Genomic DNA, 13,083 nt, shown 5'->3' on the forward strand with positions numbered 1-13,083 from the left:
CATTTCACCCGGCTTTCATACGTAGATCTAACCTCCTACAAATCATACTTCAGCGTCAAGATCCCATACCGGGGCTGCACCAGATAAGCATAAGTACTGATCAGGTTTTCGCTAAAGCTGTCTCGGCGAATCGAGCGGGTATCGAGGATATTCCATACCGAGAGCCTGAGTTCCCAGGGACTGGACTTGCCCTGATAGCTCAGGAACGCGTTCAAAAACTCGTAGTCGCTGCGAATCCCGCTGGCTCTGTTGAGGTAGGAGTTGTAAGTGTAGTCGGCGTTTAGCTTCAGCCCTTTGAAGAGGTCCAGGTCGATCTCCAACTTGGGACTGTGGGTAGAAAAAGTGTTTTGGATGCTTCCCGAGGTGTAGTTGTTTCCCGTGAAGGCATAGCCCAGATCCACCTCCAAAATCTTGAAAAAGGTCGTCGTCACCTTGGTGTCATAGGTTTGGGAAAACTGCTCGTTTCGGCTTGGGTTTTCATCCAAAACCAAATTAGTCGAGAAGGCATTCCAGCGTCCTCCCAGTGCAAACTTGAAGCGGTTGTAGCGCTTGTCCATCCTCAGACTCCCATTTACTGTCTCGTTGGTCGGTTCGATATTGAGCTGAGAAAGGAGGCGGTTGATGCCCATAAAGTCCGTCGTAGTGATGATCTCATCCCGCTTGCGCTGCCAGTTGAGATCGCCAAAGAGATTGAATCCGGAGAACATGTCGAAATGGTTGAAATTCAACGAATGGGAGTTATAAAGCCCATTTTCAAGCATCCGATTCCCCTGGAAAATCGCATTGTAATCCTGCAGCACAAAGCCCTGGGCGAGCTTTTGGATATCCATAAAATTAGCCTCGGTCTGGAAACGATAGGTCAGCGAGCGGTTGGACTTGATCGCCCACTTCGCGTACATCCCCGGGAGGAGCAGCAGCTTGTCATGGCTTAGCTCATCGGCAAACTGCTGATCGCGCCATGCATAGCCGTGTAGGTAAAGTGAGGGACTGAGGATGATCTTTTTCCACTTGGTCTTATACGTCATTCCGAGATACAGGTCCTGCATGCCAAACTCATTGTTATTGACAAACGCGGCAAAATCGGCTACTGCCCCTTCTTGCCCCATGCTTCCGACGAGGCTTTGGGAGATATTTTGGTAGCCTAAAGCCCAATTGAGGTGGTTGGTGGCGTTGAGGATGTGATAGTAGTTGAAAGCGCCCTCGAGGGTCTGGGTGTGGATCTCCTGATTCTGGAGAAAGCGGTAGGTCTCCTGCTCCATCACCGGAAGAAAATCCCCAAAGGGCTGCCGATTTATGGTCAGGTCGTAGAGCGGATCTTGGAATTTTTTCTCCCAGTTCACTTCCATAGAATAGACACGCTTGGCGCTCGGAGCATGATACCATTCCACTTTTTGCTGCAGACTGTAGGGAGTTCGAGTCTGTAGCGTCGCGAGGTTTTGCTCGATCTCGCCAAAGTTGGAGTTCTGGACGTTGCTGTTGGAGATGTCGGAGACCTTGCCAAAAAAGCTGTATTTAACGTAAGTTTCCTCTTTGGGTGTGTAGTTGACCGCGTATTTGAAAAGGCCCGATTTGTTTTCCACCTGACTGGCTGTCGTGAGCAATTCCTCGTTGTTTTCCCCCGAATTCAGATAGGTGCGATAGGAAGAGCTTCCCAGCTTGTTGTCAGAAGCGGACCCGATGGCAAATCCCGAATGCCTCCATTTTTTACTCGGGTTGTAGTTGAAATTGATCGCGCCGAGATGCGTCTCCAGCGAGGCGGCATTGTCCCGGCTGGCCATAGGAATGCCGAGGTCGTCCGAACTGAGATTCACCCGCGAACCTGCACGGGAACTGAGTCCGGCCATCCCGCCGCTGAAGCGGAAATAATCCTGCAAGGTGAAGGTTTGCTCCCCGACGTTGTTGGTGCCGGCGATCAGGTTGAGATTCAGCTTCGGCGCATAGTAGAAGACATTGGCGTGGCCGAGGTAGCGCTCTTCCAGCCCCCCACCCGCCGTGAGGTCCCCAAAGACCATATTCTTTTTCCCATCCTTCAGCTGGATATTCAGCGCCAGCGTCTCGTCATTGTCCAGCCCTCGGATCGGAGAGATTTCGTTGAAATTTTTCAGCACCTGCACCCGGTCCACGGCATTTGCGGGAAGGTTTTTGGTCGCCAGCTTGGTGTCTCCGTCGAAGAAAGTCTTACCATCGACGAGGACCTTGTTCACTTTTTTGCCCTGCACCTTCACGTCGCCATTGTCGTCGATCTCGAAGCCCGGCAACTTCTCCAGCACATCTCCCAGCTTGCGCTCCGTGCCGGTGGTGAAGGCGTCCGTCTTATAGGTTAGCGTGTCGCCCTTCATCGTGACCGGCATCTCGGATACGACCTCCACGAGTCCCAGTTCGGTGTCACTTTGCTGCAGGATGATCTGCATCTGGACTTCGGAATCCCATTCTGTCACCAGCTTTTCAAATGGAAGGAACCCGACAAAGGAAACTCGAAGCAAATAGCTGCTTCCCGGTGCCAAGGTAATTTTGAACCTACCTTCCTCATTGGTGATTCCAAAGCCGCCGATCGTTTGCGTGCTTTGGTTGATCGCCACCACGTTGGCGTAGGCAATGGGTCGGTTTAGGCTGTCCAACACCTGCCCGATCAGCGGGCGATTTTGGGAAAAAGAACTCAGGGAGATCAGGAAAAAGCCGAGGAAAAGAAAGGTACGGTATAGAAAAGGCATAGTTGGCAAGTAAGAATTATGAAATCAGAAAGTTGAAGTAATGAACTCGATCCAGATAGACTCGGGCCGTCATTGGTAGGAACGAAGCAGTCTATTCCACTCCGTCAAAAAGATTGCTTCAGGGCTTTATACTCTTCGGGCGTGCTTAGCCTCAAGGAACCCTTTGCAATGACGGTTCCGCAACGTCATTGCGAACGCTGTGAAACAATCTCTTAAGCGGTACTCCAACAGGGCAGATTGCTTCACTCCTGCGTCGTTCGCAATGACGGCAAGTCTTGGCTCTTACTTCTAGGTTCTTGGATCTGTCTAGCTACTTGATACTGACGTCTTGCTACTAATTTCCAATCCTGATCGTAAACTGATTCCCCTCGCCTGGCTTGCCTTGGTAGCGATTCATCATCTGCTTCATACCTTCCTCCTGCACCGCGCGAAATTCCTCTCTACTGACCACTTTTCCACGCTTCGGATGCTCTATCTTCACCGGATCCGCGGAGGGATTCAGCTCGATCTTTTCGCAGATCAAGATCCGGCCGGAGTTGTGGACCTCCAGGATCAAGCCGGGGAGGCCAAAGTAGTTTTCAGGTCCATGCGCCACAGGGATCTCCGGTGTAAACCAAGCCACCACCTGGATGGTATCTTTGACCGCTTCCATCTCGGTCATGCCGGTAGAGAACCGCTGCGAATCGATGATTCTGGAGTAAGTGGCCTTTTGGGCCGTATAGTTGCCGATCTTTTTGGTCTCCTCGCTCAGCTCCCATTCGGCAGGCTCCAGGGCATCTTTGATCAGAAATTCCTTTCCCATCACATCCTGCTCCTGCTCATAGGCTTGATCCGCCACGTTTTTGTAAAGCACCCGATCCGCACTTCCCGTATTGATCACCATGGTCATCCCTCCCGACGAGGCGGTGGCTGGCCCGCCGCCCAGGCTTTCGGCTTGCCTCCACATGGATTCTGTTTGGGTAAAGGAAAGAATGTAATCCTTTTCCATCTGCTTTTTGAGCTGGGCCTGGATTTCGGCCATTTGCTCCGGACTAGTCTGAGTACTGTCCATCTGGAACTTTATGGTGCTGGAAGTCTTGTAGTAGGCCCTGCCAGTCAGCCCCTGACCTGAGGCTTCGGTGATAAAAGCTCCCGCGAAAAAGAGCCCTGCAAGTAGTAGTGATTGAAGTTTCATTGTTCGTTTCGTTTATGCTACAAATGAATTGTAAAGGAGAAAATACATGCGTTAAGCACTGTTAACGTCTGTTAAGGGAGTCTTAGGAATCGAAACTGTGGGGATTGAAATCTGCGTGACTTTAACCTCCGATGCTGACTTTCCGCCTATTCGGTCCGCCTGGCTTGCCTTGGTACTGCCCTTCCATGTTTCGGATGCTTTCCTCCTGTATCGCCTGAAACTCCACACTGCTCAGCACTTTGCCCTGCTTTGGCACCCGGATCTCCACCGGATCGGCGGAGGGATTGAGCTCGATCTTTTGGCAGTAAAAAGCCCTTCCTCCGTTGTGGACCTCGAGGATCAGGCCTGGCAGTCCAAAGTAGCTCTCCGGCCCGTGGGCCACTGGAATCTGCGGCGCATACCAGACGGTTATCTGGACAGTATCTTTGACGGCCTCCATCTCAGCCATCCCTGCGGAAAAACGCCTGGAGTCGACGAGCTGAGAATAGGTGGCCTTATATGCGGTATAGTCGCCGATCTGCTTGGTCTCTTCACTCAGCACCCAATCCTCGACAGCCAGCGCATCCCGGATCAAAAAGTCCCTTCCCATAAACTCCTGCTCTTGGGTATAGCTTTGGGTGACCAGGTTTTTATACAGCATGTCGTCCTCCCGGCCCGAGAGACTGATCGTCATTTCGTCCGAAGACTGGGATGTGGCACCTTTATCTAGGCTCGCCACCTGCTGCCAATTGGATTCCGTTTGGGTAAAAGACAGGATAAAATCCCGCTGCCAAGGCTTCTTCATGATCTCATGCGCCTGGGTGATTTCATCCGGACTCATCTCAGCACTGTCTATCCGGATCATGATCTGATTGGAGGCTTGGTAGTAGACCCGTCCGGTCAGCTGGGCGAAGCTGGTGGAGAAAATCAGGGAGAAAACTCCGACGAGTAACAGCAGTTTGGTTTTCATGGCTGGAATGGATTTATTGTTTGTAACTCAAAGACTCCCAAAACAAGCCAAGGCGCTGAAGCAAAAGCGTTAAGCAATGTTAACGAGTGTTAAGCCCTGTTTTTTGGCGCTTTCGAGTCGCCTAATTTAGTGTCGTGGAAAAACTGCAGTTCAAACGTATCGGCATCTTGATCGGCTTCACGCTGCTCCTCAGCATCGGGGTGCAGGCTTGGCGCATGTATTCCCAGTTTAAGATTATCCGGCACCAACTGGTCTTGGACATCCAACAGAGCTTGGACAATTCGTTGGAAAACTATTTTGCAGAAATCGTCAAGACCGACGTGATCCCTGTCAGGGGCCAAAGGCCCGGCCGCCCACCACTCCGGGACTCCATGCGAGTCAATACGGTAGTGACTCGCATGCGCACGGATAGTTCCCAAGGCAGAAAGCGCCTGGTTGTCCATAGCAGCAGTAAGCCTTCTGCAATGACCTTGGATTCTCTGGTTTGGGAGACGAAAGAATCTGATATGGCCCACCAGTTGATGCAGATGGATTCGGTGAAGTTTTTTCAATTCGGAGAAAACTCCGACATGAATGTTTTCTTTGGGAGCAATGCCTCAGACAGCATCGATCAGCTGCATTTCTTCACCAACAAAATCTTGATTTCCATCACCCGAGACTCCTTGGATTTCGATAAGATCAATGGGCTTCTTTTCACCGAACTTCAGAGGAGGGACATTAATATCAACTATCGCTTGGTTCATCTCACGGGGCATTCCGAAGAAGACAGTCTCTTGACTGCCGGAAAAAGTCCTATGCCCTTCAAAACCGTTGCCCGTTCGACTTTCTTGCCTCCGGGCCAGTCGCTCGAGATGTACTTCGAAAACACCGCCCTGACCATCCTCAGACGTGGTTCGGCGGAGGTTTTGACTTCCCTGGTTTTTTTGGGCATCATCGCCTTTGCCTTCTATTACCTCTACCAGACGATCCGAAACCAGAAGGAAATCGCGGAGATCAAGCAAGACCTGATCGCCAACATCACCCACGAGTTCAAGACGCCCATCGCCACCACGCTGTCGGCCATCGAGGGAATTGAGCTGTTTAATCCCGAAAATGACGCAGCAAAGACCAAGCGCTACCTCGGCATCTCCAAGTCCCAGATGCACAAGCTCAACCAGATGGTGGAAAAGCTGCTGGAAACGGCAACCTTGGATTCCGAGCAGGTCGTGCTGAAAAAAGAAAACATCGAGCCGGAGCCGATCTTGCAACAACTCAGAACGAAATTCCAGACTTTGGCGCCGGACAAAAAAATCGAGTTGATCCTCCCCGCCCACTGCAAGACCCTCGAAGCGGACCCTTTTCACTTCGAAAATGTACTCTCCAACCTCCTCGACAATGCCGTGAAATACGGCGGAAACGAGATCAGAATTTGTCTGGACCAAAACGGACTGAACAAGATCCGAATCCACGACAACGGGGGAAATATTAACTCAGACCAAAAGGAACGGGTTTTTGAGCAGTTTTACCGCATCCCAAAGGGCGATCTCCACGACGTGAAGGGCTTCGGCATTGGGCTGTATTACGTGAAAAAAATCCTGGAAAAACACGGCGGAAAGATCGAACTGGAAACCGGGCAACACTCCACCACCTTTATCACCTATTGGCCATGAGCAAGATCAGCGTACTTCTTGCTGAAGACGAAATTGCCCTCGGGACGATCATCCAGGAGAGCTTGGAGAGTCGCGATTTTCGCGTTCGGCTCTGTGAGGATGGGCAAAAAGCTTGGGAAGCCTATGGGCAGGAAAAGCCGGACATCTTGGTCTTGGACGTGATGATGCCCAGGAAGGACGGTTTTACGCTAGCCGCCGAGATCCGCAAGACTGACCCCTACACCCCGATTATCTTCCTCACTTCCAAAAGTCAGACCGAGGACGTCGTCAAGGGATTTGGGCTGGGTGCCAGCGACTACGTACGCAAGCCCTTCAGCATGGAGGAACTGATCGTGCGCATCAAAGCCCATCTAGATCGCCTCCGTACGCGACAAGCCCAGAGCGATTGGATTGGATTGGGGAAATATGAGTTTCACCCTACCCGCCAAATACTGAAGCTGGCCGAAGAAGAATCCCCGCTCACCGCCCGGGAAAGCCAACTGCTGCAGATGCTCCTCGAAAACGCCAACGACATCACCGACCGCACGCTGATCCTCACCCAGATCTGGGGCTCAGACGACTTCTTCAACGCCCGCAGCATGGACGTCTTCATCACCAAGCTCCGCAAAAAACTCCAGGACGATCCGGCGATCCAGATCCTGAATGTGCGGGGGTATGGGTTTAAGTTGGTGTGTTGAGGGAATGCCGTCATCGCGAGGAGGAGGAACTAGAGCAAAGCAATCTTCCCTTTCGATTTTCTTTAAAAAGATTGCCGCGCGGTCCAAAAAATCCCGACTCAATCCCCATAAGAACCTCACCGGTTCCCCGAAATAATCGGGGCAGGCAGTGCAACAGCGGTTTCATTGTTCGTGCTTCGCGCAACGAAAACCTAGTTGTTAGTGACAGTTTTTGACTCTAAAACATTTTTAAAATCTGTTTTGAAAGTTTCAAAATCGAAGTATTTAATTTTTTTATGATTTTTAATTTTTTCAAGAGACTCAATTAATGCTTCAGTAATTACTCTTTTTAAGTCTTGACTCAGTAAATGAATAGTTTTGGAATAATCAAATTTTATATCATATTGCAAACACTTATCTTTATTATATCTAATTCTACGCTCTTTAAAAAAAAAAATCAAACTCAGGTTTTACACAAATTATCCCAATATACATTTCATTGATATCACTTCCGTAGCTTTTATTCGCTAAAAAGTTTTTCAATAAAATTGATAAATCATGTATGATCGAGTTTTGTTCGTTGGAAAAATTACTTTCTAATGTTAATGCAAATTTCATGATGTATAGTAAAGGCGCGATTAAATTGCCACTAACGAGCAGGGCTTTGTGCAGTAGCGGTATTCCGTGTTTCGTCTGCCCCGAACTGCTGCTGATAAATGTACAAAAAGTTGATGTTTATTTCTATTGTTCATCTGCATTCGGTCAGCCAAAACCGAAGATGATTAGCGAACCTGCTGTTGATGCTGCGTTTCGTCCGCCGCTATTGCACAAAACCCCATGTTGCCTGCTGGCTTTTGTGTTCGTCAACGTTTCATAAAAAATTCAATCAAACCTAAAATAGTTGTTACTACAAGAACTAACGCTGCAAATATTCCTTTGTTATACTCTAGTACTCTTACAGAAATCATCTTGATGAAAAATAGTAAAATGGAAAAAACTATGAGTAAAACTGAAAGAACAAAAATCGGAAAAAATATAATAATGAGCCAAACTATATAAAGCGAAAAGACAAGCGTAAGGCAATTTAGAATTGTTAGTAGTATTAATAAAATTGAGCCTATTCCCGTAGGTAGTTGAAATACATCAACACACAGATAGACGATAAAGTATATCAGCAAATTATAACCAGCGTACACAGTTATCAAAATGATATATCTCAGGATGAATTTATACGCATTACTTGCATCAATGAGGAAGTTTGGTAAGTCCTCCCAGATATAATCGTCAAATATGCTATTTATGAACCTCACACCGTATGCAAATGCGGCATACAAAAAATATTGCAGGTACTTTACCTCTTTCACGAGTGCCCAAAAAATTTTGATTTCCGTCCAAAATTTGTAAAGCAAAAATGCTACTAAGAATGAACAGCCAATTATTGCTAATACAAGCCTAAGGTCATCCTTTTTTAGGAATGAGAGCCACTTTATAGGATTTAGCTCCTTGATGTAAGAGTAGAATGACTTGAACGACTTCTCAATTGCATCTTTCTGCTTTTGCAAAAAAAGAAAATCTGCAACTTTTGTGAGCAGTAGAAGCAGTCCAATAATAAATGCAATATGTACTGTGTTATTCATTTGCAGTTTATTGGCTTAGGTTGAAAGCTTGCAGGCAACATCCGTATAAGTCCCACTCTTTTCCGAGTGTCGTGTATATCCGTTTGGGACGGAGCGACTTCCGAACGTTTTGCTCTTCAAATTAAATCATTTCGGAATCCAGACCAAGAGCAAATGGGGGATTTGGGATTTACAATCCCAAATCGAGAACTGGCAGGGAGAACTTTACCAAAGTTCGGAACTTTGGAAAAGTTCTTATCCGCCTACCGTAGCAATCCCATCCCTACAAAACCGGCTACTTCTGCGCCTCCTTATAGATCGCATCCAGTAGCGATCCTTCCTGCTTGGTGTCGTTGCCCAGCTCCCAAAACATGATTCCCCCGATCCCCTTTTCCATCGCATAGCGGGTTTTCAATGCCACAGAAACCGTGTCATCGTAGGACAGCATCAGACTATCGGTCGCATTGTACATGTAAGGGGCTTGAGCTTTGTCATCCCAAAACCGTACGAAGTTGCTGTCCGCCTCATACTTTTCCCGAATGGCATGATAGGCCATCCAGCCAATGTGCAAGCCTCCGCTGAGTTGGTAGAGTCCGTTGTTGGTTGGCGGCACACCTTTCCAAACCCGTCCGTAAAATGCTCCACCGATCACGATTTGCTTCGGATCTACGCCCTTTTCGATCAGGAAGTCCACGATCTTTTGCGCCGAACGAGGGTCTGAATCCGGGTTGTCTCCACTTTTATATAGACTATCCAAACGCGCTTGGAAAGGCGTTCCCGCGATATCTGTATTCTTCACATCGCCCAGTGGGGTGTGGTGTCCCGTGTAGATCGACACGCCGGAGACCTGATCGTAGGTCATCACGTTGGTGTAGTCGGCGTACTTCATTACCTCGTTTACCTCGATAAAATCATAGTAACGCTTCCAACCGGCGGAAGCAAACGTCAGGAGCTTGGTCGTTTCGAAAGTGTCCAGCATCTCCCGCAGGCCTTTCATCAGCGCGGTAAAGTTCTTCGTATCCTCGGGCCTGGCCTTGGTACCCGCACCGGAAATCCCCGGATACTCCCAGTCCATGTCCATCCCATCGAGCTGATAGGTCTCAATAAAGGTCTTCGCGCTTGCGACGAATTTCACCCGGCTTTCCTCCGTCAGAGCCATATCGGAAAAGCCATCCGCTCCCCAGCCGCCGATGGCGATCATTACCTTCAGATCTGGATTTCGCTCCTTCTGCTGGACCAAAGCCTCCAGTTTTGGTCCAGCTACCTCTGGCTTGCCAAACTTCATCTCCCCATCGATCACATGGGCAAAGGAATAGATGATATGGGTCAATTTCTCTACCGGCACCTCCTCCGGCTTAAAGTTCCGCTCGGGAACATAGTAGGCCATGATGACCGGCTTGATCGTAGAGGCTTCGGCACCAGCCTCTGAGGACTTTTCCGAAGGAGAACAGGCCCAGAATAGTGTAAGGGCAAAAAACGATAGGAGATAGTTGTGTTTAGTGGTCAAAGCAGATCTTGTTATAGTTGATAGATATTTTTAAATAAGACAATCTACTTATCTTATTTTTTCAAAAATCTAATGACGCGAATATTTCCCGTACATGAAATCAAAATCCGATAAAAGTCCGGATTCTTACACGAATCACTTAGCTTAAAGCACCGACCTCTTTCGCTGCCCTATGCACATCCGAAAAGCACAAATTGAAGATTCCGATGCGATTGCCACATTGCTCATGCTCGCGACTGGCGAAGTCATTCGCCGATTGATCGGAGAGAACAATCAGGCCAGGGCACAGGATCTCCTCCTTCATTTTGTCAAAAAGCCGTACAACCAATACTCCCATCATAACTGCTACGTGGCAGAACAGGATGATCAAATTGTTGGGGCCTTGCTCGCTTACGACGGCGGTAACTTGGCGGCACTACGGGAGCCTTTTCTGGCCCACGTTCGCCAGCACTTCAATCCCCTGGCAACTGTCGAAGACGAAACCCAATCGGGGGAATTTTACATCGACTCGATTGTCGTATCACCAGCGCATCAAGGGAAAGGCATCGGGTCTCAGCTGCTCCAGCATCTGATCCAGGAAAAAGCCATCAACCAAGGCCAAACGCTCGGATTGTTGGTGGACAAAACCAATCCCTCGGCGAAGAAGCTTTACCTCAAACTGGGCTTCAAGACTGTCGGCAAAAAGACGCTGCTTGGCCTCGAACTGGAGCACTTGCAGCTGAAAGGATAAAAGCCAGTTACCATATTGTAGTTTTTATTACAGTATTTTTTGATACGGTAAAATATTCGTATTTTTGTGCTATGAGATTCTACAATAGGGAAAAGGAACTTGATCAACTGCGTAAAATCCGTGAGCGCTCAACCCAATCCGCCCAAATGACCGTGGTGATTGGACGTAGGAGGATCGGCAAAACCAGCCTGCTCAAAAAAGACATGGAAGGCCAGGTAGCCGTCTATCTCTTTGTGGCAAAAAAAAGCGAAGCATTACTCTGCCAAGAATTTGTTGAGGCGGTAAGAAACACCCTTTCAGTCAACCTTTTCGGAGAAATCACACGGTTCAAGGATTTTTTCGCTTGGGTGATGGAGCTGTCCCAAAGCAGGAATTTCACCTTGGTCTTGGATGAATTCCAGGAATTCAAGCTCATCAATCCCTCGGTTTTCAGTGAAATCCAGAACATTTGGGACTCGCAGAAAGAGACGAGCAAACTCAACCTGATCTTTTGTGGCTCGGTGTACTCGATGATGAAGGACATCTTCGAAAACGCAAAGGAGCCTCTTTTTTCCCGCGCCACTGCAAAACTGACCATCAGGCCTTTTGGGGTCCAAGTCCTGAAGGAAATCCTCGCAGATGCCAATCCAGCTTACAGCCAAGGTGATTTGCTTGCATTTTTCTCCCTGACCGGTGGGGTAGCCAAGTACGTGGAAAACTTCGTCTCTGCCGGTGCGCTGACGCTAGACGGCATGTTGGCGGAGATTTTCTCGGCAAATTCCCTGTTTCTTGAAGAGGGCAAAAACACGCTTATCGAGGAATTTGGCAGAGACTACACCACTTATTTCTCCATTCTCTCCCTGATTGCATATTCGAAGACATCCCGACCCGAGATCGAATCGATCCTGGAGACCAGTGTGGGACCATTTTTGGAGAAGCTGGAGTCCGACTTTGGGATTATCAAAAAAGTCCGCCCCATCCTCGCCAAGCCCACAGGCAGATCCGTCAAATACGAGATAGTCGACAATTTCCTTTCCTTTTGGTTTCGCTTTGTCTTCAAAAATTTCAGTGCGGTGGAGATAGGAAACTTCGATTTCCTAAAAACACAAGCACAAAGTGGATTCCCCACTTTTTCGGGTAAGATGCTGGAACGTTACTTTGTGGAAAAATTCAAAGAAAGCAATCGCTTCTCGGAAATCGGCACCTATTGGGAGCGAGGCAACAGCAATGAAATCGACTTCGTGGCCGTCAATTCGGCAGAGAAACGTGCTGTTTTTGCAGAGGTAAAAGTCAACGCAGCCAAGATCAATTTGGACACTTTGAGGCAAAAGTCCCAGAGTTTAGCCACCCAGTTTCCTGGCTACGAGCTGGAATACTTGGGCCTTTCTCTAGCAGACATGTGAATTCACTCACCAAGCATGATGCAGGCTGACCTGTAGCTGGTTTTTGGCCCAGTTATTCGTGGTCTGCCTCATCCATCCGAGTTGAGTTCGCAGTCGATCCCCAAGTCCATAGCCCATGCCTAGGTAGGTTCGATTTCTGTCAAAAAACTCGACACTTACATCTCTACCGATATCCTTTTGTCCATTGATGAAGATCTCGTTGTAAAGCGCCACATAGAGCGTGTTTTTCTTCAATTCCTTGGCATTGAGAGGCACATTCACAAAGAGATTGTAGCGGTAGCGGGTGCGAAAGTCCTGATACTCCACCCAGCGCTGCTCGTAGCGGAAGCGATGGGTAAGCAAAAAACGCCCGCCGACCTTTTGGGGAATCAGCGCCTCCTGATAGATGCGGTTTTCCAAGACCACTTCTCCCCCGTCTCCAAAGGCCCCGGAACTTACATTGGCATACCCCAGCGTAAAGGTAACACTGGTATTGTTTGGGGTATACGTCAAGCCCGAGCGGAGCAGCAACTGCTCCTTGTCTCCCCCCAAATCCCAGGATCGATATTGAAAATCCCCCTGCACACCCCAGGGACTGTCCCCGAAACGGTGGGTGAAAAAATACATGTACCAGGCTCCCAACTGGTCTTCATCGAAACTTGCCTGTCCCCATGCCATGGGGGAGCAACTTAATAGAAGGAATAGGGCAATCAACTTTTTCATCTTAATG

At 48.6% G+C, this 13,083-nt stretch carries 10 protein-coding genes; 5 read left to right on the forward strand and 5 right to left on the reverse strand.

The window, feature by feature from the left end; genetic code table 11:
- Nucleotides 1-35 precede the first annotated feature (35 nt).
- The 3 genes from ABD031_RS18305 to ABD031_RS18315 form a co-directional block, all read right to left on the reverse strand.
- Complete coding sequence (locus tag ABD031_RS18305) at nucleotides 36-2,711, reverse strand: carboxypeptidase regulatory-like domain-containing protein (protein ID WP_343854060.1); 2,676 nt, start codon at nucleotides 2,709-2,711, stop codon at nucleotides 36-38.
- A gap of 334 nt (nucleotides 2,712-3,045) precedes the next feature.
- Nucleotides 3,046-3,885 (reverse strand): GLPGLI family protein, encoded by an 840-nt coding sequence (locus tag ABD031_RS18310; protein ID WP_343854062.1) that lies wholly within the window; start codon nucleotides 3,883-3,885, stop codon nucleotides 3,046-3,048.
- A gap of 121 nt (nucleotides 3,886-4,006) precedes the next feature.
- Nucleotides 4,007-4,834 (reverse strand): GLPGLI family protein, encoded by an 828-nt coding sequence (locus ABD031_RS18315; RefSeq protein ID WP_343854063.1) that lies wholly within the window; start codon nucleotides 4,832-4,834, stop codon nucleotides 4,007-4,009.
- Nucleotides 4,835-4,968: 134 nt separating this feature from the next.
- On the opposite strand from ABD031_RS18315, the gene ABD031_RS18320 reads away from it, so the two are divergent.
- The 3 genes from ABD031_RS18320 (at nucleotide 4,969) to ABD031_RS18330 (ending at nucleotide 8,198) form a co-directional block, all read left to right on the forward strand.
- Nucleotides 4,969-6,483, forward strand: a complete 1,515-nt coding sequence (locus tag ABD031_RS18320) for a sensor histidine kinase (RefSeq protein ID WP_343854065.1) — start codon at nucleotides 4,969-4,971, stop codon at nucleotides 6,481-6,483.
- Entirely contained in the window at nucleotides 6,480-7,160 is a 681-nt protein-coding gene (locus ABD031_RS18325) for a response regulator transcription factor (protein ID WP_343854067.1), read from the forward strand. Before ABD031_RS18320 ends, ABD031_RS18325 begins: the two co-directional genes overlap by 4 nt.
- A gap of 816 nt (nucleotides 7,161-7,976) precedes the next feature.
- Nucleotides 7,977-8,198, forward strand: coding sequence for a hypothetical protein (locus ABD031_RS18330; protein WP_343854068.1), 222 nt, complete (start codon nucleotides 7,977-7,979; stop codon nucleotides 8,196-8,198).
- 852 nt (nucleotides 8,199-9,050) lie between these two features.
- On the opposite strand, the gene ABD031_RS18335 is transcribed toward ABD031_RS18330, so the two are convergent.
- A complete protein-coding gene (locus ABD031_RS18335) occupies nucleotides 9,051-10,262 on the reverse strand; it encodes a glycoside hydrolase family 18 protein (protein ID WP_343854070.1) in 1,212 nt (403 codons plus the stop codon).
- A gap of 172 nt (nucleotides 10,263-10,434) precedes the next feature.
- On the opposite strand from ABD031_RS18335, the gene ABD031_RS18340 reads away from it, so the two are divergent.
- Both ABD031_RS18340 and ABD031_RS18345 read left to right on the forward strand, forming a co-directional pair.
- Nucleotides 10,435-10,992 (forward strand): GNAT family N-acetyltransferase, encoded by a 558-nt coding sequence (locus ABD031_RS18340; RefSeq protein ID WP_343854071.1) that lies wholly within the window; start codon nucleotides 10,435-10,437, stop codon nucleotides 10,990-10,992.
- A 71-nt stretch (nucleotides 10,993-11,063) separates the two neighbouring features.
- Nucleotides 11,064-12,374 carry an ATP-binding protein gene (locus tag ABD031_RS18345; RefSeq protein WP_343854072.1) on the forward strand — a complete coding sequence of 437 codons (1,311 nt, stop codon included), beginning with the start codon at nucleotides 11,064-11,066 and terminating at the stop codon, nucleotides 12,372-12,374.
- A gap of 6 nt (nucleotides 12,375-12,380) precedes the next feature.
- Here the strand turns inward: ABD031_RS18345 and ABD031_RS18350 are convergent, their stop codons facing one another.
- Nucleotides 12,381-13,076 carry a DUF2490 domain-containing protein gene (locus ABD031_RS18350; protein ID WP_343854074.1) on the reverse strand — a complete coding sequence of 232 codons (696 nt, stop codon included), beginning with the start codon at nucleotides 13,074-13,076 and terminating at the stop codon, nucleotides 12,381-12,383.
- Nucleotides 13,077-13,083: the final 7 nt, after the last annotated feature.

It is taken from the genome of Algoriphagus jejuensis (genome assembly GCF_039523455.1).
Taxonomy (GTDB): Bacteria; Bacteroidota; Bacteroidia; order Cytophagales; family Cyclobacteriaceae; genus Algoriphagus; species Algoriphagus jejuensis.